At 69.5% G+C, this 20,348-nt stretch carries 22 protein-coding genes and 3 pseudogenes; 13 read left to right on the top strand and 12 right to left on the bottom strand.

Features of this window, described 5'->3' with window-relative positions:
• On the top strand, positions 1-298 hold a 298-nt coding region (locus tag ACWD3E_RS37860), incomplete at its 5' end, for a hypothetical protein (protein ID WP_451392041.1).
• A 382-nt stretch (positions 299-680) separates the two neighbouring features.
• Here the strand turns inward: ACWD3E_RS37860 and ACWD3E_RS37865 are convergent.
• Entirely contained in the window at positions 681-3,083 is a 2,403-nt protein-coding gene (locus ACWD3E_RS37865; protein WP_451392042.1) for a glycoside hydrolase family 65 protein, read from the bottom strand.
• A gap of 54 nt (positions 3,084-3,137) precedes the next feature.
• Positions 3,138-4,013: a universal stress protein gene (locus ACWD3E_RS37870; RefSeq protein ID WP_451392113.1), complete on the bottom strand. Its 876-nt coding sequence runs from the start codon at positions 4,011-4,013 to the stop codon at positions 3,138-3,140.
• Between the two features lie 198 nt (positions 4,014-4,211).
• Between ACWD3E_RS37870 and ACWD3E_RS37875 the strand changes: the two genes are divergently transcribed.
• Complete coding sequence (locus ACWD3E_RS37875; RefSeq protein WP_451392043.1) at positions 4,212-4,889, top strand: CBS domain-containing protein; 678 nt, start codon at positions 4,212-4,214, stop codon at positions 4,887-4,889.
• A 305-nt stretch (positions 4,890-5,194) separates the two neighbouring features.
• Here the strand turns inward: ACWD3E_RS37875 and ACWD3E_RS37880 are convergent, their stop codons facing one another.
• On the bottom strand, positions 5,195-6,115 hold the full coding sequence (locus ACWD3E_RS37880) for a pyridoxamine 5'-phosphate oxidase family protein (RefSeq protein ID WP_451392044.1): 921 nt from the start codon (positions 6,113-6,115) through the stop codon (positions 5,195-5,197).
• A 117-nt stretch (positions 6,116-6,232) separates the two neighbouring features.
• Between ACWD3E_RS37880 and ACWD3E_RS37885 the strand changes: the two genes are divergently transcribed.
• From ACWD3E_RS37885 to ACWD3E_RS37895, 3 genes and pseudogenes are all read left to right on the top strand, one after another.
• Positions 6,233-6,913, top strand: coding sequence for a CBS domain-containing protein (locus ACWD3E_RS37885; protein WP_451392045.1), 681 nt, complete (start codon positions 6,233-6,235; stop codon positions 6,911-6,913).
• 363 nt (positions 6,914-7,276) lie between these two features.
• The gene (locus tag ACWD3E_RS37890) at positions 7,277-7,420 is read left to right on the top strand and encodes a hypothetical protein (protein ID WP_451392046.1); all 144 of its coding nucleotides are present in this window, start codon (positions 7,277-7,279) and stop codon (positions 7,418-7,420) included.
• Positions 7,421-7,443: 23 nt separating this feature from the next.
• Positions 7,444-8,138, top strand: a pseudogene (locus ACWD3E_RS37895) (transposase).
• A 227-nt stretch (positions 8,139-8,365) separates the two neighbouring features.
• Here the strand turns inward: ACWD3E_RS37895 and ACWD3E_RS37900 are convergent.
• The 4 genes from ACWD3E_RS37900 to ACWD3E_RS37915 form a co-directional block, all read right to left on the bottom strand.
• Positions 8,366-8,656 (bottom strand): hypothetical protein, encoded by a 291-nt coding sequence (locus ACWD3E_RS37900; RefSeq protein ID WP_451392047.1) that lies wholly within the window; start codon positions 8,654-8,656, stop codon positions 8,366-8,368.
• Positions 8,653-8,889 carry a hypothetical protein gene (locus ACWD3E_RS37905; RefSeq protein ID WP_451392048.1) on the bottom strand — a complete coding sequence of 79 codons (237 nt, stop codon included), beginning with the start codon at positions 8,887-8,889 and terminating at the stop codon, positions 8,653-8,655. The genes ACWD3E_RS37900 and ACWD3E_RS37905 overlap by 4 nt, the downstream gene beginning before the upstream one ends.
• 121 nt (positions 8,890-9,010) lie before the next feature.
• A complete protein-coding gene (locus ACWD3E_RS37910) occupies positions 9,011-9,193 on the bottom strand; it encodes a hypothetical protein (RefSeq protein ID WP_451392049.1) in 183 nt (60 codons plus the stop codon).
• Positions 9,194-9,349: 156 nt separating this feature from the next.
• The gene (locus ACWD3E_RS37915; protein ID WP_451392050.1) at positions 9,350-9,946 is read right to left on the bottom strand and encodes a TetR/AcrR family transcriptional regulator; all 597 of its coding nucleotides are present in this window, start codon (positions 9,944-9,946) and stop codon (positions 9,350-9,352) included.
• 59 nt (positions 9,947-10,005) lie between these two features.
• On the opposite strand from ACWD3E_RS37915, the gene ACWD3E_RS37920 reads away from it, so the two are divergent.
• Entirely contained in the window at positions 10,006-10,245 is a 240-nt protein-coding gene (locus ACWD3E_RS37920; RefSeq protein ID WP_451392119.1) for a hypothetical protein, read from the top strand.
• An 89-nt stretch (positions 10,246-10,334) separates the two neighbouring features.
• Here ACWD3E_RS37920 and ACWD3E_RS37925 read toward each other — a convergent pair whose 3' ends face one another.
• The gene (locus ACWD3E_RS37925; protein ID WP_451392120.1) at positions 10,335-10,478 is read right to left on the bottom strand and encodes a hypothetical protein; all 144 of its coding nucleotides are present in this window, start codon (positions 10,476-10,478) and stop codon (positions 10,335-10,337) included.
• 271 nt (positions 10,479-10,749) lie between these two features.
• On the opposite strand from ACWD3E_RS37925, the gene ACWD3E_RS37930 reads away from it, so the two are divergent.
• Genes ACWD3E_RS37930 through ACWD3E_RS37940 form a run of 3 tightly spaced genes read left to right on the top strand, consistent with a single transcriptional unit; the run spans position 10,750 to position 12,105 of the window.
• Positions 10,750-10,896: a hypothetical protein gene (locus tag ACWD3E_RS37930; protein ID WP_451392051.1), complete on the top strand. Its 147-nt coding sequence runs from the start codon at positions 10,750-10,752 to the stop codon at positions 10,894-10,896.
• On the top strand, positions 10,897-11,133 hold the full coding sequence (locus ACWD3E_RS37935; protein ID WP_451392052.1) for a hypothetical protein: 237 nt from the start codon (positions 10,897-10,899) through the stop codon (positions 11,131-11,133).
• Positions 11,134-11,187: 54 nt separating this feature from the next.
• Complete coding sequence (locus ACWD3E_RS37940; RefSeq protein WP_451392053.1) at positions 11,188-12,105, top strand: NADP-dependent oxidoreductase; 918 nt, start codon at positions 11,188-11,190, stop codon at positions 12,103-12,105.
• Positions 12,106-12,428: 323 nt separating this feature from the next.
• Here the strand turns inward: ACWD3E_RS37940 and ACWD3E_RS37945 are convergent, their stop codons facing one another.
• On the bottom strand, positions 12,429-13,247 hold the full coding sequence (locus ACWD3E_RS37945) for a universal stress protein (protein ID WP_451392054.1): 819 nt from the start codon (positions 13,245-13,247) through the stop codon (positions 12,429-12,431).
• Between the two features lie 203 nt (positions 13,248-13,450).
• On the opposite strand from ACWD3E_RS37945, the pseudogene ACWD3E_RS37950 reads away from it, so the two are divergent.
• From ACWD3E_RS37950 to ACWD3E_RS37960, 3 genes and pseudogenes are all read left to right on the top strand, one after another.
• Positions 13,451-13,594, top strand: a pseudogene (locus tag ACWD3E_RS37950) (universal stress protein); the annotation flags it as partial.
• Between the two features lie 142 nt (positions 13,595-13,736).
• The gene (locus ACWD3E_RS37955) at positions 13,737-15,212 is read left to right on the top strand and encodes a bifunctional aminoglycoside phosphotransferase/ATP-binding protein (protein WP_451392114.1); all 1,476 of its coding nucleotides are present in this window, start codon (positions 13,737-13,739) and stop codon (positions 15,210-15,212) included.
• 99 nt (positions 15,213-15,311) lie between these two features.
• Positions 15,312-15,647, top strand: a complete 336-nt coding sequence (locus ACWD3E_RS37960) for a hypothetical protein (RefSeq protein WP_451392055.1) — start codon at positions 15,312-15,314, stop codon at positions 15,645-15,647.
• Between the two features lie 164 nt (positions 15,648-15,811).
• Here ACWD3E_RS37960 and ACWD3E_RS37965 read toward each other — a convergent pair whose 3' ends face one another.
• Both ACWD3E_RS37965 and ACWD3E_RS37970 read right to left on the bottom strand, forming a co-directional pair.
• On the bottom strand, positions 15,812-16,012 hold the full coding sequence (locus tag ACWD3E_RS37965) for a metal-sensitive transcriptional regulator (protein WP_451392056.1): 201 nt from the start codon (positions 16,010-16,012) through the stop codon (positions 15,812-15,814).
• A gap of 130 nt (positions 16,013-16,142) precedes the next feature.
• Positions 16,143-18,973 (bottom strand): annotated as a pseudogene (locus ACWD3E_RS37970) (heavy metal translocating P-type ATPase).
• A 181-nt stretch (positions 18,974-19,154) separates the two neighbouring features.
• Here ACWD3E_RS37970 and ACWD3E_RS37975 point away from each other — a divergent pair.
• Positions 19,155-19,400: a hypothetical protein gene (locus ACWD3E_RS37975; RefSeq protein WP_451392057.1), complete on the top strand. Its 246-nt coding sequence runs from the start codon at positions 19,155-19,157 to the stop codon at positions 19,398-19,400.
• 273 nt (positions 19,401-19,673) lie between these two features.
• Here the strand turns inward: ACWD3E_RS37975 and ACWD3E_RS37980 are convergent, their stop codons facing one another.
• Positions 19,674-20,093, bottom strand: coding sequence for a hypothetical protein (locus ACWD3E_RS37980; RefSeq protein WP_451392058.1), 420 nt, complete (start codon positions 20,091-20,093; stop codon positions 19,674-19,676).
• Positions 20,094-20,348: the final 255 nt, after the last annotated feature.

Below are 20,348 nucleotides of genomic sequence, written 5' to 3' on the forward strand. Positions count from 1 at the left end.
AGCGGACGAACCACGCCCATCTCTCCCGCCACGAAAGGGAGTTCATGCCCACCCACCCGAACTAAACGATCACGTTCGGAAAGCGGATGGCATCTATCTCAGCGCCGCCCTCTACTACCAAGCCGTAACCATCCGACCTGATCAACCCCAACAAGCTGCACAAGCCATGGCCAACCGCGTCAAGCTCTATGAACGCCTCGCCCAGATCGACCCGGCCAAATACCAGGGCGTGCTCGTACAGGCGATGGCGCAGGCGGCGGAGTTCGGGTCCAGGGCAGGGTGCCCCGGAGTTCCTTGACGCCGTTGATCCAGGCCGAGCGCAGGGGCGGCGCGGGTCCCCGGCCAGTTGTCGTCCATGATGCGTGCGACGAGGAACTCCACAAGATCGTCCATGTGCTCATGTTCGCGTGCCACGCTGCTGCGCAACGATTACCGCCGCTTCGTCGCCGAAACCTCCTGGGGACCCGCCACCGCGGACACCGCCACTGACGTTGCGGGAAGCGGTGGCTGACATCGGCCCGTGACACCGACGCTCCAAGGTGGGCCACCCCGACCCGGGGTGGCCCACCTCGTGTGCGGGACCGCGAGCGCGTACACGGTCCTCCTGAGCTGACCGCCCGACGTGCGAAGGACAGGCCGATGACGACAGACGCGGGGCCTGGCTCGCCCATCTGCGCGGGTCAACTCTCCGGCAACACGAGCGTGCACGTCTCTCCAGGCGCGATGGTCACGGCACGGTCGGCCAGCACCACGCGGATCGGGGTCTCCTCCGAGGCGGGCACACGCATCTCCAACTGCCCGCTCCTGCGCCGTACGCCGATACCCCAGTGGCCGCGGTAGCGGAGGGAGAACCCGTACTCGGAGAGCGCTGGGAGAGGCACTGGGTCCAGCCACAGGGCGTCTTCGCGGGGCTCCAGTCCCGTCAGGCCGCGTTGGACCAGGTCGAGGGTCCCGGCCATGGCTCCGAGATGGATGCCCTCGCCGGTCGTTCCGCCCTGGATGTCGGCGATGTCTGCCTCCAGGGCCTCGTGGACGTACTGCCATGCCTCGGCTCGTCTGGCTCTGGCGAGGACGAGGCCGTGGACGAGTTCGCTGAGTGTGGAGCCGTGGCTGGTGCGCTGGAGGTAGTAGTCGACGGTTCTGCGCCAGATGTCGTCGTCCAGGTCGTAGCCGAGACGCCGGAACAGGTGCCGCAGCTCGGCGGGCGAGAACAGATAGCCGAGCATGAGGACGTCGGCCTGCTTGGACGCCTTGTAGCGGTTGACCGTGTCGCCCTCGGCCTCGAGGATCCGGTCCAGTCGCCGGATGGTGCCGTAGCGCGCACGGTAGGCGTCCCAGTCGAGCTCGACGAGGCTGTCGTAGCCCTCGAACTGGCTGATCACGCCCTGGTGGAAGGGCACCCGCAGCTGCCGGGAGATCTCCTCCCACTTCGGGAGTTCGTCGCTGTCCAGCCGGACGCGTTCGATGAGTTCCTGTCGGCGCCAGACCGGAAGGTGCCGTAGGAGGTCCAGGACGCGGGTGAGGACCCAGGCCGCCATGACGTTGGTGTACGCGTTGTCGTCCAGCCCGGGCTGGACGGCACTGGGGTAGGCGTCGTGGTATTCGTCGGGGCCGACGACGCCGCGGATGCGGTATCGGCCCGTGTCGGCGTCGAAGGCCGCGAGGTTCGCCCAGAAGCGGGCGATCTGCAGCATCATCTCCGCGCCCTTGGTGTGCAGGAACTCGGTGTCCCCGGTGGCTTCGCAGTACTGCCACACGTTGTAGGCGATGGCGGAGCCAACGTGGTGCTGGAGGCGGGAGTAGTCGGGCAGCCAGCGCCCCGAGTGCGGGTTGAGATGCCACTCCTGGGCCTCCTCCCGACCGTCGCTCCCGCTCTGCCACGGGTACATCGCCCCAGCTCGGCCGGTCGCCGCGGCCGCCCGGCAGGCCCGCGGGAGGCGCCGATAGCGATAGTTCAGCAGCGCCCGGGAGACCTCGGGCAAGTGCAGGTTGAGATACGGCAGGACGAACAGCTCGTCCCAGAAGACATGACCCCTATACGCCTCGCCGTGCAGGCCTCGGGCGGGCACACCCACGTCCAGATCCGCGGTGTTCGGTGACAGCGTCTGCAGGACGTGGAAGAGATGGAGGCGCAGGATGCGGCCGGCTCCGCCGGGCACCTGGATGTCCGTGCGCCGCCACAGCCGTTCCCACGCGGAGACATGGGAGTCCAGCAGGGCGAGGAAGTCCGCCGCCGTGGACACCCGGTCGACCGCTTCGCCGAGCGGGTCGCTGATCGCCGTGTCCCGTGAGGTGTGCAGCGCCACCGTCTTCTCCACCGTGACGGGCCGGCCGGGGGAGATCGGGACCACCAGGCGGTGGACCGCGCGGTGACGGGCCGGACGAAGCACCGATGAGGCCGGTGCCCCTTCGGCGACGACCGTCGTCCGGGCAGCCAGGGCGACGGCGATGTCCGATGTGCTGGTCCGGCAGCTCAGCCATACCGTGCTGGGTTCCGCTGCCCCAGTGCGCACATGGGCCACATGGCGGCGGTTCAGGGCGCGGTAACGATGCACATTGCCGTTGATCACCTCCCCGTCGAGGCAGGACTCGATCTCGATCTCTCCCGACCAGTCCTCGGCCGTGAAGACCGTCCGCAGCGCGGCCAGGTGAGGATCCCCCATGTGCACCAGGCGGGTCTGCTCGACGCCGAGCACACCTGCCTCGTCGTCCCGGTGGTGGAACGTCCGGGTGAGCGTGCCGCGGCGCAGATCCAGCGTGTGCCGGTGGTCCAGGAGAGCATGCGTGTCGGGGGAGAACCACGGGCCCCGCTCTCCGTCGGCGCGGCGCCGACGGAAGCGGAGAACCAGCCAGTTCGGGAGGTTGACCAGGTCCTCGGTCACCACCTGCCGCCCGGCCACGGTCGACTCCAGGCGGTTGTAGCACCCGGCCGCGTAGGTTCCCGGGCAGTGCGCCAGGCCCGCCCGGCACTCGGGCACCGCGCCGCGCGTGGCGAAGTAGCCGTTGCCGAGTGTGCAGAGCGCTTCACGCAGTTGTTCGGCTGCGGGGTCATAGCCCGTCCACTCCCATGTCCACTCCGACATCCGCCGCTCCTCCCCCTCCTTCGAAGGCCGCTGGGACCGGGCCCGCGGTGAGTTTCAGACCGGTTGGGGGACGACGGCGACCGGGCATTCCGAGTGGTGCAGCAGGGCGTGGGCGACTCTGCCGAGCTGCAAGCCGAAGTGACCGTGCCGGCGCTGAGCGCCGACGACGATCAGGTCGGCTTCGACCGATGCCTCCAGCAGGACCCGGTGGGCGGGGCCTTCGACCGGTCGGCGCTGGATGTCGACCCGAGGGTGTTCCCGTGCGGCCTCGCACAGCGCGTCGTCGAGGCCGGCCGAGGCCCGCTCCTCGCGCAGGCGGGCGGCGTCGTCAGCAATCAGCATGTGGTCCACGGGCTCTTGGGCCGGGTTGCGCCACGCCCGTACGGCGGTCAGGGCGCAGCCGCGCACCTCGGCTTCGCGGACGGCGAACCGTACGGCGCCCGCGCCACCGGTCGGGTCCCCGACCCCCACCACGACCCGGCCGAAGGTTCCCTGACGGATCGGATCTCCGCTCCGGACCACGATGACCGGACACACGGCGCGAGCCGCCACCGCAAGGCTGACCGACCCCAGCAGCAGCCCCGCGACTTCGCCGCGCCCACGAACGCCCGTGACCAGGGCGAACGCCTCGGGGCCCGCCCGCAGCAACACAGACACGGCATCGTCGGGCAGTACCTCGCCCGACGCCTTCACCTCGGGGTTGCGAAGCCGGGCACGTTCCACGCAGGAAGCGATGATGTGTTGTGCCATGACCGCCTCAGCTGGACGGTTGGCGCTGAAGGACGGTTGGGCGAACTCGTATCGCTCCCACAGGGAGGCGTGGACCAGGCGCAGCGGCAGCCCGTGCCGTGCCGCCTCGTCCACCGCCCAGTCGACCGCCAGCAGACTGGAGTCCGATCCGTCGACGCCCACGACCAGCGGGAGCTCCATCACCGTCACCGCCTTCTCCGTCCGGCTGCCGAGAGACCCCTGTGAATACCGTCGCACCGTCCAAGTACCGCCGCGACACACCGACCGGGTCTGGGATCGGGCGGCCTCCGGCCGGATTGCGGCCCGAGAGGTCGCGGTGATGCTGGAGTCATACGGCCTGACCGACTCCTCCGGCACGCCCCTGCAAGGACGTAGGACATGCCTGACGCTCCGCACATCGTGAGCGATGTGATGACCCTGCCCGTGGTGGCCGTCGGACGCGATGCCCGGTTCAAGGAGATCGTGCGGGCCATGGAACAGCGGCAGGTCAGTGCAGTTCCGGTCCTGGAGGGTGAGGGGCGGGTCGTCGGTGTGGTCTCCGAGGCCGACCTGCTGCCCAAGGAGGAGTTCCGGGACCGCGACCTCACCCGCCCCGAACGGATCCGTCGCCAGTCCGACCTGGCCAAGGCGGAGGCGCTGACCGCCGAGGAGCTCATGAGCACGCCCGCTGTCACGGTCCGCTCCGACGTCACCCTGGCCCAGGCGGCCCGGATCATGGCTGTGAAACACGTCAAACGGCTGCCCGTGGTCGATGACGAGGGCAGGCTGCGGGGCATCGTCAGCCGCGGCGACCTGCTGAAAGTCTTCCTGCGGTCGGACGAGGACATTGAGGAGGAAGTCCGTCGCACCGTGGTGGCCTACCTGTTCCCCACGCTCGGTCACGCCATCCACGTGTCCGTGCAGGACGGGGTCGTCACGCTTCGTGGCCCGGCCCAGGACACCGCGCTCAACTGGGTCACCGAGCGCCTTGTTCGTGCCCTGGAGGGCGTGGTGGGCGTCGAGTCCCTGCTTGGCGGCGAGGATGCCGGCTCGGACGGAGCCGAGACCACGCGGTGACCCGCACACGCGCGGCGCCTGCGGCGGTCCCCGGGCGGGGCAGGGCTGGACGGCGAGTACTTCCGCCTTCGTAAGGATTCGGCGACCTTCAAGCGCAACAAGGCGGCACCGCAGCCGAGGCGATGAGTGCCGCCCCGAACCATCCACACTGGAAGCGCCGAGGCTGCGCGCTGTGCATCGACGGGGCGGCCGCAGCGTCATGGGCCAGGGCCGCGCCCGCTCGTCGGAAGGTATGCGCCACCAGACTCCGCTCGCGGGTCGGCGGCACCCTGGGGAGCGGTGTCTCTTCGGAGGCCCGTGGCCGCCTACCGATCGGCCGGGGTTATGCGACGGCCCGTGAGGCTCGTGGGCCGGATCGACACCCACATCTCGCGTTCACCGCCCGCCCATGGCGTGGTGTGGGCACGTTGGGCGAGCCTGCGCACGGCCTCGGGATCAGTCACGACGCTCGCGGGGCCGACGGCGAGCACGCTCCAGCCCTGGCTCAGAGCCTCGTCCACGTGATCGACCTCGAAGGCGACGTCCGTTTCCGCGGCCGCTGCGGCCACGGAGTCGGGCGCGGTCCGGAAGACGATGGCGTCATCGACGACCTCGTAGTTGACCGGGACGACCGCCGGGCGGCCGTCGGACGTCGTCACCGCGATGCGCCCCACCCCATGCGTGGAGAGCAGGGAGCGGCACTCCTCCGGGTCGAGGTCCCGCAGTTGAGGGTGTAGCAGTGCGTGGCCCTGACCGGGTGGGAGATCCATGCCGCCGCCGCGCAGAGCGGTGACCGTGGTGCCCAGCGCGTCGGCCAGCCTGATGAGAGTCGCCAGCGTGGGTTCGGCGGGCCGTTCCTCCAGGTACGCAAGGTAGTCGGGCGATATCCGGGCGCGGCGGGCGGTTTCCTCCCGGCTGATCCCCTGTCTCCGGCGTTCGACGGCCACGCGTCGGCCGATGTCGCCGGGATCGGGTGTCCGGGTAGGTGGGGCAGCTGCGGACACGGCGTCCGCCTCGCCCATGTCCGGTTGTGACTCGTGGGTGGTCCCGGGCCGGCCGTGCTCGAGATGGCGGATGTGTGCGTCGGGCCCTGGGAACACGAGCGTGACTTCGTCCGTGTCTGACCAGCGCACGTCGTACGGAGGTGTTCCGTCCTCGTGGTGGAGTCCGATGATCTCGCCGTCGCGCCTGGCGGTGCCGGTCCTCGGACTTTCGATGACCAGTTGGTCGCCGAGGTGAGCTCGCATGATCGCCGCCCTCTCCTCAGAATGGTGCTGTATCCAACCTGCCACGCGGGACAGACCGCCGCATGAGGGCGAGAGCCCCGTGCCCGCGAGGCGGGCGGCCCGTCTACGGGAGGCACCATGCACCACCGAACGGTCGAGGAGCTCATGACCCGGGACGTCGTCCGGGCACGGCGTGACACACCGTTCAAGGAGCTCGTCAGGCTGATGGCGGAGAACGACGTCACCGCCGTACCCGTGGTGGACGATCTGGACCGGCCCATCGGTGTGGTGTCCGAGGCCGACCTGCTGCGCAAGAGCGCCGACCAGGCCGATCCGTCTGGCAGGGCTCCGGTCCCGAACCTGGAGGACTGGGAGCGGGCCAAGGCGGAAGGTTCCCGAGCCGAGGAACTGATGTCGGCTCCTGCTGTGTGCGCGCGTCCGGAGTGGACTGTGGTCGAGGCCGCGCGCCTCATGGAGGCCCAGCACGTCAAGCGGCTGCCCGTGGTGGACGAGGCGGACCGGCTCCTGGGCATCGTCAGCCGTGGTGACCTGCTGCGGATCTTCCTGCGCCGTGACGATGCCATCCGTGAGGAGATCACGGGGGACGTGTTGCGACGCACAATGGGCCTCGAACCGTCGGATGTGACGGTTGAGGTGCGCGACGGGCGGGTCGCCCTCGGTGGTTCCGTGGAGTACAGGAGCCTGATCCCCGTCATCGAGCAGCTGTGCCGTGGCGTCGACGGCGTGGTCTCGGTCGCCGCTGACATCGCGTACCGAACGGACGACGCCCGCCGTTCCCCCACCGGGCCCGGCACCTGACCGGGACCGCCGACGCGGCTGCTGGGAGGCGCGAGGAAGCCCTGGTTCCATCGGCCCTCGATACGAGCCTGCTCCAAGGGGTGGTCAGAACCCATCTCTGAACCTCTGGCGATCTCGTTCTCGCGCCTCGTTGGACGGCCTGGTGCGCATCGGCCCCTCCAGACAGTGGGGTCTCAGCGGTGTGGCAGAGGGCTTTGCGGAGAGCTTTCCGATGCTCCACGCGCCGTGGTGGCACGCCTTTCGGGTGGGGGATGGCGGGCGGATTCTGCCCAGTAACCGGGCGGGCCGGAGTTCCCCTTTTACGGCCACGGATACCAGTTCACCGCCGACCCGGATGACCTGGAGGCCTACGAGACAGCCCGGGTGCACGTGCTGCTCACCGAGGTCCGCCGCCTGATCACCGGCACCATCGCCCCGCACGCCGCCCTGGCCCCGGACGACAAACGCCTGCGCCACATCGTCGCCCAGCTCAACCCCGTCGAGTCCACCCTCGACCTGATCGCCTGACGCAACGGGGGAGGCAGACTGCAATGCGGCAGCGCCGCTACCCCTCGGACACCACCGATCTCGAATGGGCTCTCATCGAGCCGCTGCTGCCGGTACCGGCCTGCCAGACACCGCGCGGGAGGCCGCCCGGAGGCACATCCCCGACGCGAGATCGTCGACGCCCTGCGCTACATCGTCGACGCCGGCTGCAAGTGGAGCGCCCTGCCGCAGGACTACCCGCCCTTCAAGACCGTGTTCGGGTTCTTCACCCGCTGGTCCGCGGCCGGGGTCTTCAACCTCATCCGCGACCAGTTGCGGCGCCGGATCCGGCGGACCATGGGGACGTCCCCGCACCCGGTGGCAGTGGTGATCGACTCCCAGTCCGGTCAAGGTCGCCGCCACCGTCCCGCGCTCCACGTCCGGGTATGACGCAGGGAAGAAGATCCCGGGGAGGAAGCGCCATATTGTCGTGGACATCCACCTGACGATCAAGACCGTGAGCAGGCCCAAGGACGCGAAGGGATTCGTGCTCCTACCACGCAGGTGGGTGGTGGAGAGGTCGCTCGCATGGCTGCTTCCCGTCCGCCGGAACGCGCGGGACTACGAGACGCTGCCGCAGCACTCCGAGGCGATGCTCACCCTCGCGGCCATCACCCTGATGACCCGCCGGCTCACCCGGCACCCCGTCCACCCCAATGCCGCGGCGCCACGTCCAGAGACCGCACTTCGAGCCGCTTGACCCCGTAACCCTCACCATGCCAACGACGAGGGGTCCTGCCGCGTCACCACCCCCGCTCACCACGCCATTTCACTCTCGCGGCACAGGACGGAGCTACGCCGGGAATCCCCGACCAGAACCGCACGATCTTCTCCACGCCGACCGCCTGAATGTGGCTCTCCACGCCTCTGCCCTCTTGCAGACGAGACGAAGCCCCGTCGGAAGCATGGGCCCGACGGGGGCTCCTCTCACGCTGCGAGACGTTCCAGGACCCAGGTGACCGCTAGAGACGCCAGCTCCTGCGCCTGCTCCTCACCGAAGTTCTCCGGCAGCGGCTCCCGCTCGTCGGCGACGTCGCCGATCTCGAATGCCGTCTCCCAGCGTCGGCCGACCGCCGAGAAAGCGACCTGGATCGGCCAGCAGGTTCCATCGGCCTCGACGTCGGTGACGATGACAACGCCCCACGTCGGATCGACCACACTGCGGCCTTCCAGGGCGACGGCAGTACGCCGGGCTGCGTCCGCGCTGGAGAACGTCATGCTTCGTGATCGGGGTCGAGCACCACCATGAACCTGTTGCCTTCCGGATCCGCCATCAGGGCGTGCATGCAATCGTGAGGTTCCACCAGAGAGGCGCCTTTGCCGATCAGTAGCTGAACCTGTTCGGCGATCGTTCCGACAAGGACGGTGACGACCGGCAGCACGGCCGGAGATTCCGCTTGGCCGACGCTGTACGCACCATGACCCGGGATGTTGCCCCAGAACCTGATCATTTTCTCTGTGTCTACTGCTTCAAAATGAACGTGCACGCTGTTGTCCCACTTTCATCTGTACGACAGAAACCGAAAACGGCCTGCCGAGTCCATCCGGCAGGCCGTTACGGGTGAACGGACTTCAGCAGTCGATCACGGTGTTGTGCGTGTCTGCGATGCCAGGCGTGCTGAAACGTCCGTGGTACTCGACCTGCAACGTCACCTGCGTGTTGTACGTCTCCTGGTGCCCATCATGCACGCAGCTGAGCGGCGGAGTGGTGTAGTGCCCGCTGCACTTCGTCCAGCCGCTGTCCTTGTGCTTCACCGCGTGCCAGTGCCCGTCGTACGCTTCGAGCCGCTGAAGATCGACCTGAGCCCGGCACCTGTCGGGCGCCGGAGTCGAGCAACCCGTGTAGTGGCCCTGGGCGAACAGCGGGCCGTTATGGGTGACCTGGAACGGCTTCTCGCCCTGTGGGGGCGGCTACCGAGCTTGGAGTACGCCTGCGTCGGGAGCGATGTCCCGCGCGACCTGGGCGAGGAGCATGCCGCCCTGGAAGGCAGCGAGGAGCAGATTGGCCAGTTGCGAGGGATCTGCCTCAGCGCTGAGGCGGCCGAGTTGCTGCATGCGCTCGATTCCCTCGCGGAAGATGTTCCTCCACTGCTCGAACGCGGCCGCGAGCTGTCCGTGGACGTCGAGGTCGGTCTTGATGATCTCGTTCGCGAGGGAGCCGAGGGTGCAGCCTTCCTGGTAGGCGCGCTCGTAGGCGACGTAGTAATCCGCCCGCTCCCGCAACGCGTGGAGGCTGTCGAAGCGGGCGAACCGCTCGCTTCGATGGAACGCGAGGACACGGTCGGCCTGCCACGCGATGACGGCCAGGACGAGACTCTCCTTGTTCGGGAAACAGTGGTTGAGCTGCGACCCGCTGACACCGGCGGCGCGGCGCAGCTGCTCGTTGTTCGTCGCGTGGACGCCCTTCGTGTAAATCAGCTCAGCGGCCTGCTCCAGGATGCGGGCACGCGTCGCCTGCCCTTTGGACGTGAGCTTGTCGGGCGCCGGGGCTGCCGCGGTGGTGGTCATGCTCCAGGGCCACGAGCCCGGCCCGGACCCGACACCCACCCACTGGAGGCTGATCCGCCATGTCGCGACTGAACGTTCCCGCTGCCGACGATGTCCCCGCCGCCGCGCAGAGCACCCTCGACACCATCGGCGCGCAGCTCGGCTTCGTCCCGAACATGTTCAAGACCCTCGCATCGAACCCGGCCGTCCTCGACGTCGTGACCGGCCTGCAGACCGCCCTGAGCCCCAGCGCAGGAACCTCAGCAGTTGCTGAAGGGTTTCCTCCGGAATGGTCTTGCTTGGGTCGAAGTACCTGGTGAGGTGCTTGTTCAAGAGCTTGTCGAGGTCCATGGCGGTCTGCTTTCTGCTTGCGGTCGGCGGGTGAGGAGCGGTGGTTGGCGGGCGGCGGTCAGCCGAGCGTGCCCGCCGGGCTGTCGCCAGGGATGTCGATGTCCGTCTGGTTGACGTTGTTGATGTAGTTGGTGAGCAGGAACTGCACGGTGACGGTGACGATGGCCAGGATCTGCGGGTCGGTGTACCCGGCGCCTCGCACGGCCGCGGCGCGCTGGGGTCGGTGGAGCTGCCGGTGCGGGCCAGGTCGATGTCGTCGTGTGACATGCTGCCGAGTTCGGACGACACGTAGGTGTGCATGGCCAGGCAGTAGCTGCAGCCGTTGGTCTGCGACACGGCGAGCGCGATGGTGTGTCCTCGCCACGGACGGAGGCAAAGGGCGGCTCGCGGCCAACCCGGGCGAACGATTCAAGGACAACGGCGAGAAGATCCTGAGCGCATCGCACGTCATCATCCTCACCACCCGGGCAGACGTGCCGGACAGCCACCTCGAGGCGGTGTTCACGAAGGAGAGGGCCGACGGCCGCTTCCCCGACCCGTCCAAGCAGCAGCTGTGGGAATCCATGACCCGCGACTTCCTCAACCTGCGCACCTACAGCCACAAGGACCTGAACCACTGAATGGAGAAGCAGACCTACCTGGCAGTGGGCCTGCCCATGATGGCCGCCGCCGAACTCGGCGTCGAGGCCACGCCGCTCGAGGGATTCGACCCCACCGGCGTCGACAATGCATTCAAGATCCGCGAGACCGGACACAGCACAACGCTGCTGCTGGCCCTCGGCTACCCCGACCCGGACAAGCAGTACACCAGCCCGATCTCACGATTCGACGCCGACCAGCTGTTCACCTACGCCTGAACACCCACTCGGAAACCAAAACCCACAACACATACGAGGAAGTGGACAATCTCCATGAGAGCCATTGTGGTAACCGACCAGGCCGCGGGAACGGCCGGGATGACGCTGACGGAGCGGCCTGCGCCGGCCGCAGCGATCAACGACGTCATCGTTCAGATTCATGCATCGGGCTTCGTCCCGACTGAGATGGAGTGGCCATCGACCTGGACCGATCGCGCCGGCCGTGACAAGACACCGTCGATCCCCGGCCACGAGCTGGCCGGAGTGGTCACCGCCCTCGGCTACGGCACGACGGGGCTGTCGGTCGGGCAGCGGGTGTTCGGCCTCGCCGACTGGCACCGCGACGGCACTCTGGCGGAGTACGTGGCGATCGAAGCACGCAACCTCGCACCGCTGCCCGGCGACGTCGACTTCACGGTAGGCGCGTCCCTGCCCATCTCAGGACTGACCGCGTGGCAGGGGCTGTTCCAGCACGGCCGCCTTCAGGCCGGCCAGACCGTCCTCGCCCATGGCGCGGCCGGGGCAGTCGGGACGATGGTGACCCAGCTCGCACGTGAGGCCGGCGCTTACGTCATCGGCACCGGACGCGCCGCCGACCGTGCGAAGGCACTCGACTTCGGCGCGCATGAGTTCGTCGACCTCGAGAACGACGCGCTGAAAGACGTCGGCGGCGTCGATCTGGTCTTCGATGTCATCGGTGGCGACGTTCAGAAGCGGTCCGCCGCCCTGATCAGGGCCGGAGGAACGCTGGTGTCCATCGTCGGCCCGGTCGAGGCCCGGCCCGCTGATGGCCTGGCGGTGGACTTCGTTGTCGAGGCCGACCGTGCCGAACTGGGTGAGATCGTGCAGCGGGTGCGGGACGGACGGCTACGGACAAACATCGGTGACATCGCGAGCCTCGACGATGCCGTCGATGCCCTCAACCCGACCACGCGACGCAGCGGGAAGACAGTCATCCGCGTACGCCCGTAGGGAGTGACAGCCACAGCCCGGCCGGCGGGGTCGAACAGCGGGTCACGCGGTTCGTCGAGGCAAGCACCGTCGGGTCTGCTGTCCGAACGGGTGCACTCACCCGCCGGAACCGGGGCTGCGGTGGCCGAGGCGGCGCAGGGTCGGCTCAACGCCGCGCCTTGCGCCCGTTCACCGGAGGTCACAAGGCGCGAGGATGCAGGTTCGCCGTCGCGTCAGCGAGGCGAGCCAGATCCGCGAGGTCGCCAGTCCGATCCTCCCGACCGTGTCGTCAGCGTCCTCCGACCGTGACGACACGGTCTTGTGGGAGGTTCAAAGATGGTTTCTCAGATCTGGGGAACGACCGCGACGGGGCATGGCGCGTGATGCAGTACCGCGTGATTGATCAGGCCCAGTTGCAGACCTCGATGCATGAGGCGCGGGCGGGCGCCGACGACCAGAAGGTCCGCCCCTGACGCGGCCTTCAGCAGTGCCTGGCGTGCCGGTGCCTCGATCGGGCGCAGCTCGACGAGGGTGTCGCGGTACCGCTCGGGCAGGCCGCGCAGGGCGTCGTCGAGTACCTGCGCCGGCGGGCGCTGGTGGGCCTGAGGGGGCCACGACGGGGCCTGAGATGTGGCAAAAGCTCCGAACGGCGCGCTCCAGGCGTGCACTGCCATCAGCCGGCACCGTCGCACGTGGGCCTCGCGGAACGCGAACTGCAGGGCCGTGCCACTGCTCTCTTCGTCCTCGACGCCGACGACGATGGTTCCAAACCGGGCGTCCCGGTGCTCTGCTGTGCCGCGGACCACGACGACCGGGCAGTCGGCTCGTGCCGCCACGGCGAGGCTGACCGACCCCAGGAGCATCTCGGCAAGGTCTCCGAGCCCTCTCGCCCCGAGCACCAGCGCGAAGGCGTTGCGCCCCTTGGCGACCAGGGCGGAGGCCGCGTCCTCATGCACCACCTCGCTCGACAGTCGCACGGTGGCAGCGCCCTTTGTGGCGCGTGCCGAGGCAGCGCTGATGACGTCGGAGGTTTCATGGTCCCCACCCGCCGCGTGCAGGACGTGGAGCGGTACCCCGTGCCGGACCGCCTCGGCGACGGCCCAGTCGACCGCCTCCAGGCTCGCCTCGGATCCGTCCACGCCGACCACCAGGGGAATCGTCACCGCCCCCGTCTCCTCTCGTATCTCGTGCCGGATTCCCGTTCCGGGCGCTCCTCCGCAGGTCCACATGCGACGCAGAGGGGCTCGGGTGATCCTCGAATGAGAGAACGCACCGCGTTCGGCATGCAGTGCGACGTCCGGACCATTCACTCGATCGGACTCGTCCGCCGTCGATTCCAGCTTCTTACGAGACGGAGGCCGCCGCCATGCAACCAGTCGTCACCGTCGGCATCGACGGCTCGCCCGAGAGTCTCAGCGCTGCCCAATGGGCTACCGACGGGGCCGAGAAACGCAGGCTCACCCTGCGCCTGCTGCACGCGTGGCCGCTGCCGGCACCAGAACCGGCCCGTGGGCGCTGCGCTGTCGCCGCCGTTTCCCATGACTGAGCCCGAGCCCCGGGGGACATCCGTGCTGCGGTCGGCGCCTCAGGAGGACGCGTCCGCGCTCCGGTCCAGTTCCCGGCGCGGCGGCGAGCCGCTGCCGCGCGCAGAGGTGTGCGAGACCCACACGGCCACACTGTTCTTCGTCGGCGACCGCGTCTACAAGGTCAAGAAGCCGGTCGACCTGGGGTTCCTGGACTACACCACCGTGACGTCTCGCCAGGCCGCCTGCGAGCGCGAAGTCACCCTCAACCGCCGGTTCGCCCCCGACGTCTACCTGGGTGTGGGCGAGTTCCGCAGCCCTGACGCGAAGTCGCCTGAACCACTCGTGGTGATGCGCCGTATGCCGGAGGGCCGCCGCCTCTCCCGCCTGGTCCGAGCAGGGGCCGCCGTCGACGACGTCCTCCGGGCCGTCGCCCGGCACCTCGCCGCGTGGCACGCGGACGCGCCCCGCGGCCGCGACGTGGCAGAGCAGGGCACGCGGGACGCGCTGTCAACGCGGTGGGAGGCTGGCTTCGGGCAGGTCCACGCGCTGGCTGCCGACGGCTTCGTGCTCGACGGGGTGACGGAGGCCGAGCGGCTGGTGCGCCGCTATCTCGCCGGCCGCAAGCCGTTGTTCGACGCCCGCATCGAGCAGGGACGGGTGGTCGACGGTCACGGCGATCTGCTCGCCGACGACATCTTCTGCCTCGACGACGGCCCCCGCGTCTTGGACTGCCTGGAGTTCGACGACCATCTCCGCTACGTCGACGGCCTGGACGATGCGGCCTTCCTCGCCATGGACCTGGAACAGCTCGGCGCCCCGGAGGTCGCGGCGTACTTCCTCGCCCAGTACGGCGAGTATTCCGGCGATCCAGCGCCCCCGTCCCTGTGGCACCACTACATCGCCTACCGCGCGTTCGTCCGCGCCAAGGTCTCCCTGATCCAGGCCCGCCAGGGCGCGCCCGGATCCGAGGCGGCGGCGCGGCGGCTTGGTTCTGCGGCACTGCGTCACCTGCGTACCGCCGCTGTCTGTCTCACCCTCGTCGGCGGACTGCCGGGCAGCGGGAAGTCCACCCTCTCCGGAGCGCTGGCCGACCGGCTGGGGGTCACCCTGCTCAGCAGCGACCGCCTCCGCAAGGAGCTGGCGGGCATCCCCGCGGAGCAGTCCGCTGTGGCCCGCTACGGCGAGGGCCTGTACACACCCGAGTGGACGGCCAGAACCTATGGCGCCCTGCTCGATCGCGCAGCCGCCCTGCTGTCGGCCGGCGAGTCCGTCGTCCTGGACGCCACCTGGTCCGATGCGGGACAGCGTCAGGCGGCCTTGCGCGTGGCCGACCGCACCAGCGCCGACCTGGTGGCCCTGCACTGCCACGTGCCGGGCGACGTCTCAGCAGCCCGACTGAGCACGCGCGCTCCCGGCGCATCCGACGCCGGCCCCGAGATCGCCGCCGCCATGGCGGCTACGGAACCCCCGTGGCCCGACGCCGTCGCGGTCGACACCAGTGGTTCGTTGGAGTCCGCGGTCGCCCAGGCGCTGGCAGCCGTACGGCCATGGGGCGTCGGCCAGGCCCCGGTCTTCCGCCGCCCGTACATGGAGCCGGACTGAGGTGCGCGGGCGGCCATGTTGCCAGGGAGCCCTGCGCGGGTGACCGTGGGGGACCGAGGGAGTGAGTACCGTGCGAGTGCTCGTCTACCACGGCCCGGCGTGATCGTGTCGTCCGTCTCGGCCTGTGGCCACTGGCGGGCGTGCCGTGACGCCAAGTATGGACAGTGCGGCGAGGGCGGCGGATGGGCCCTGGGGAAGCTGATCAACGGAACCCTGGCCGAGTTGGTGCGGGTACCCTTCGCCGAATACTCCACCACCCGACGCCTCTTCGACCTTCCGCTCGACGACGCTGTGCTGCTTGCAGAGCTACTGCCGACCGTCTACGAGGTCGGGGTGCGGAACGGACATGTGTGCCCGGGAGACATCGCCGTGGTGGTGGGCGTGGGTCCGTGCGTTGTCTCGGTAGCGGTTCCCGCCTCGGCGATTGCTTGGTAGAGCGAGGCGGTGGATGGGTGCTTGCCGACGTCGGTCCGGTCCTTGGGTGGTGGGGGTCGAGGACCGGAGCGACGCCCTGTGGTGGGCCGCGGCGGTGTGGAAGCCGGGGTGGGGTCCACTTGTGATGTGATCCTCGAAGTGGACGGCCTGGCGGGCAGAGGCGGTCACAGCCGTGGCGGGCGGCGCAGGGCGAGGGTGAGTTCGCCGAACTTGGCTTTGCCTTCGGCCTCATTGGCGCGGACCGCGTCGTGGCCGCGGTGCCGCATGTGGTCGTCGAGCAGACCGAGTGCGACTTCGTGCAGGGCGTGGGTGGCGGCGCTGATCTGGGTGAGGATGTCGATGCAGTACCCGTCGTCGCCGACCATGCGGGTGATACCGCGTACTTGGCCTTCGACTTTGTGCAGCCGGGCAGGCGGTCGTCCTTGTGCCCGGCGTACCTGTGCGGGGCGGCGCTCGGTGCCGGGTCCGGGGTGTTGGCGTGGTCGGGCATGGCGGTCATCTGCTCTGCCCTTCCTCATGTGTCCCGCCTGCCGCTGGTGCGGGGTAGCGGTCCGGGTGGGCGTCGAAGGTGGCTGCGCACTGCGCGGAACAGAAGAAGAAATTGCCGACGTCGGTGACGCGCCGTTCGGCGGCGGTTGCCGGGTCCAGGCGCATGCCACACACCGGGTCCCATGCCCTGTCCTCGGCACGGGACCGGAGCCCAGCACTCGCGTCGGTACTCGAGCCGGACCCGGGCGAGTGGTGAGGCCGCTGCCCGTCACCATCCGGAGCGGCCTGGGCCCGGGCCCGGTCGGCTGCGGAGTCAATCTGGGGTTCGACGGATTCCGTCGTGGCGGGCGGCAGCGGGCTGGTGTGCCAGCGGCGCAGGCGGGATGCGTTGGTGACCACGGACAGGGAGGACAGGGCCATGGCGGCAGCGGCGATGATCGGGCTGAGGCGGATGCCCCACAGGGGGTAGAAGGCGCCGGCGGCGACGGGGACGCCGACGGCGTTGTAGATCAGGGCGAAGAACAGGTTCTGCCGGATGTTGCGCATGGTGGCGCGGGAGAGCCGGATGGCGGTGACGACGCCGGTCAAGGAGCCGGAGATGAGGGTGATGTCGGCGGCCTCGATGGCCACGTCGGTGCCGGTGCCGATCGCCAGTCCGACGTCGGCGGCGGCCAGGGCGGGGGCGTCGTTGATGCCGTCGCCGACCATGCCCACCGTGCGGCCTTCGGCCTGCAGACGGCGGATCTCGTCCGCTTTGTGCTCGGGCAGCACCTCGGCTAGCACGCGGTGCACTCCGACCTGGGGGGCGATGGCGGCGGCGGTGCGCGCGTTGTCGCCGGTGATGATGACCGTCTCGATGCCGAGCCGGTGCAGGGCGGCGATGGCAGATGCGGAGTCGTCCTTGACGGTGTCGGCGACGGCCAGTACCCCGGCGGGCCGCCCGTCGACCGCGGCGAGGACCGGGGTCTTGCCCTCGGCCGAGAAGCCGGCCGCGACCGGGTCGAGCGCACCGGTGTCGATGTCGACATCGCCGAGTAGGCGTGTGGTCCCGACCAGGACCGTGTGGCCGTCCACTCGGGCCTGCACGCCCTTGCCGGTGACCGAGTCGAAGCCACTTGCCGCAGGCCACGCCAGGTCGCGGCCACGGGCCCCGGAGACGATCGCGCCCGCGAGCGGGTGCTCGCTGTCGGCCTCGGCTGCCGCCACCAGGGCCAGCAGCTCGTTGTCCTGGAAGCCGTCGGCTGAGTAGACGTCGGTGAGCTGGGGCTTGCCTGCGGTGACGGTGCCGGTCTTGTCCAGCACGACGGTGTCCAGCTTGTGGGCGGTCTCCAACGCCTCGGCGGAGCGGATGAGGATGCCCGCCTGGGCGCCCTTGCCGGTGCCGATCATGACCGACAGCGGGGTGGCCAGCCCAAGCGCGCACGGGCAGGCGATGATCAGCACCGCGACGGCGGAGACCAGGGCGAACGTCAGGGCCGGAGCCGGTCCGAAGGTGTACCAGAGGGCGAAGGTGGCGATCGCGATGGCGATGACGGCGGGCACGAAGTAGGCGGAGACCGCGTCGGCGAGCCGCTGGATGGGAGCCTTGGACGCTGGGCCTGCTGCACCAGGCGGATGATCTGCGCGAGCATCGTGTCGGCCCCGACCCTGTTGGCCCGGACCCGGAGCGAGCCTGTGCCGTTGACGGTGGCACCGATGACCGTGTCCCCGGCCCGCTTGCTGACCGGCATCGGCTCGCCGGTGACCATCGACTCGTCCACCGCCGAAGCCCCCGAGAGCACCACGGCGTCGACCGGCACCTTCTCCCCGGGCCGGATCACCACCTCATCCCCGACCGCGACGTCCTCCACCGGGATCTCCGTCTCGGCCCCGTCACGCACGACGCGGGCGGTGCGGGCCTGCAGACCCAGCAGGGCGCGGATGGCCTCGCCGGTGCCGGCCTTGGCGCGGGCCTCAAGCAGACGGCCCAGCAGGATCAGGGTGAGGATGACCCCGACCGCCTCGAAGTACACGCCCCGTACGTCCTGCGGAAACAGGCCGGGGGCGAGGGTGACCAGCAGGCTGTAGCCGTAGGCGGCCGTCGTCCCGAGTGTGATCAGGGAGTTCATGTCCGCGCCACGGTGCGTGAGAGTCAGCCAGCCGGTGGAGTGGATCGGCCAGCCGGTGTAGAGCATCACCGGCGTGATCAGCGCCAGTTGCAGCCAGTGGTTCAGCAGCCAGCCCGGCACCCAGCCTGCGTTGAACAGCGAGTCGGCCATGACGGCGAAGAGCACCGGGAGCGTGAGTACCGCGCCGACGGCGACCCGGCTGGTCAGATCAGCGATCTCCTGCCTCCGTTCGGCGGCCTCCGCCGCCTCAGCCTCGGCCCCTGCGGCCCCCACGCCGCCCGCGGCCCCCGCGGCAGTGGCGGCAGCACCCTCCCGCCCGCCGTCCGGGGTGACCTCCGTGGCACTGGAGCCGTCCGCTGGTTCGACCAGCAGCGTGCCGTGGATCATGTTCATCCCGCAGGCGAAACCGAAGGAACCGGCCTGACCCGGTCGAAGGCGCACAGTGGTGCGTGCGTACGCCGGCAGCCCGGCGCTGACCCGCAGGTCGGGGAACACAACCCGGGAGGTGCACTCCCCGCTCTCCTGCCGGTCGAAGACCAGCTCCACCGGTACCCCCTGGCGGACCTTGATGACGCTGGGGCTGTAGCCGCCGTGCACCGTCACCTCGACCCGCTGCACCCCGCCCTCCAGCCGCGCCATGCGGGCCCGGCGCGGGCCGAAGAAGAACCAGACCAGCGCGGCGATCAATAGCGCGGCGAAGACCACCACGACGACATCGGCGACACCCATGGCAATACGCCCTCCCTGTGTGTTCGCTCTCCTCCAGCCTTCCTCGGGCTACCCGTACCAGGTAGGGGCCGAGCGGCCCAAGGACCCGGGATCAGTGGACCCTGCGCCCCCGTCCGGGATCGAGTGACCATGGCAGCGACACGACAACCGAGCCGGGCAGCGGGCGCGCACCGACTACGGCATGCGCCACCGCGGCCAGACCCCGACCCGGATCTCCCCGGCACAGGCCCAGGACCGCGCCCGGCAGCGGCTGCGCGAGAGGGGCAGCGACCTCACCGTCGGCGAGGCTGAGGCGTACCCCGGCTACTACACCCTGCACACCCTGCGCTCCGGGAAGATCACCGGCATGCTCTCGGTCAACGCCTCCACCGGCACCGTATGGGACCACACCTGGCACGGCCGCTACATCGCCACCAGCCAGAGGTGACCAGCAGCATGGAACACAGCCCTCGCTCCCCGCAGCCAGACCCGGACACCCCCACGCTCGCTGGCGTCGCTGCCGCGGCGCGCCAGCCGGGCACTTGGCCGTGGCGAGGGCACGCTGCACGCACAACAGCCACAGTCCGGATGGGGCCGTGCCGGTAGAACGTTCATACGCCGCGCGGGATCGGCCCAAGCACCGGCGAACACCCCGCCGTCCCTACTAGATGGATGAGCCCAAGGGATCCAGGAGGGCCGCAACGAGGTTGACTGCGCCTGCTCAGTTCAGGCGCCGCCGGTAGTAGGAGATCGTGACGACCATGAGCAGTGGTCCCCACAGCAGCAGTGGTGCGTAACAGGCGTCCATCACGACGAGCGCCGGCCCGGTCGGGGCTCCCTGGGCCCCTCCGAAGCCGCCCGCCCGGGGGATCGTCAACAGCATCACAACGGCCGCGCCGAGCAACGCCGGAATCACTGCCGCCAGCGGCGCGACACGCTTCCCTCCGATCAGCGGAATCCAGCCCGGCACCACCTCGCCCCAGGGCTTGACCAGCCCAAGTGTGAGCAACGCGAGCCCTTCGGTAGCCAAGCTCATCGCGATGCACATGGCGCTGAACCAGCCGGGGATGTCCAGTCCTGTGGTGTTGAATCCCACCGGTATGCCGGTCCCCATCGCGATCCGCCAGATCCCGGACGGCACAGCAGTGAGTGCCGCAACGTGCGCGACTCGGACCACCCAACGGGCAGGGGGCTGACTCTCGGAGACGGCAGCGGCTGTCGGTGTCCCAAACGTGATCATGGCTCCATGCTGTCTCGCAGTCCGCTCCGCCGAATCATGCTCCAGGTCCAACTCGACTACCCCGCACGGGGGATGGAGACCTTCGGCCTCAACCCGACAGTTGTTGACACCCGACTGCCCGTACGTTAATTGAGTCCAAGAGATCGCCTGCGGACG

This window comes from Streptomyces sp. NPDC002676, from assembly GCF_053592455.1.

What these genes read in the sequence shown, in the direction of transcription:
- ACWD3E_RS37865 (WP_451392042.1), bottom strand. Translation starts at nt 3,083, where the DNA reads ATGTCGGAGTGGACATGGGAGTGGACGGGCTATGACCCCGCAGCCGAA.
- ACWD3E_RS37915 (WP_451392050.1), bottom strand. Translation starts at nt 9,946, where the DNA reads ATGACCACCACCGCGGCAGCCCCGGCGCCCGACAAGCTCACGTCCAAA.
- ACWD3E_RS37905 (WP_451392048.1), bottom strand. Translation starts at nt 8,889, where the DNA reads ATGATCAGGTTCTGGGGCAACATCCCGGGTCATGGTGCGTACAGCGTC.
- ACWD3E_RS37965 (WP_451392056.1), bottom strand. Translation starts at nt 16,012, where the DNA reads ATGGTCGGCGACGACGGGTACTGCATCGACATCCTCACCCAGATCAGC.
- ACWD3E_RS37940 (WP_451392053.1), top strand. Translation starts at nt 11,188, where the DNA reads ATGAGAGCCATTGTGGTAACCGACCAGGCCGCGGGAACGGCCGGGATG.
- ACWD3E_RS37900 (WP_451392047.1), bottom strand. Translation starts at nt 8,656, where the DNA reads ATGACGTTCTCCAGCGCGGACGCAGCCCGGCGTACTGCCGTCGCCCTG.
- ACWD3E_RS37870 (WP_451392113.1), bottom strand. Translation starts at nt 4,013, where the DNA reads ATGGAGCTCCCGCTGGTCGTGGGCGTCGACGGATCGGACTCCAGTCTG.
- ACWD3E_RS37975 (WP_451392057.1), top strand. Translation starts at nt 19,155, where the DNA reads ATGCGCCACCGCGGCCAGACCCCGACCCGGATCTCCCCGGCACAGGCC.
- ACWD3E_RS37880 (WP_451392044.1), bottom strand. Translation starts at nt 6,115, where the DNA reads ATGCGAGCTCACCTCGGCGACCAACTGGTCATCGAAAGTCCGAGGACC.
- ACWD3E_RS37935 (WP_451392052.1), top strand. Translation starts at nt 10,897, where the DNA reads ATGGAGAAGCAGACCTACCTGGCAGTGGGCCTGCCCATGATGGCCGCC.
- ACWD3E_RS37875 (WP_451392043.1), top strand. Translation starts at nt 4,212, where the DNA reads ATGCCTGACGCTCCGCACATCGTGAGCGATGTGATGACCCTGCCCGTG.
- ACWD3E_RS37920 (WP_451392119.1), top strand. Translation starts at nt 10,006, where the DNA reads ATGTCGCGACTGAACGTTCCCGCTGCCGACGATGTCCCCGCCGCCGCG.
- ACWD3E_RS37885 (WP_451392045.1), top strand. Translation starts at nt 6,233, where the DNA reads ATGCACCACCGAACGGTCGAGGAGCTCATGACCCGGGACGTCGTCCGG.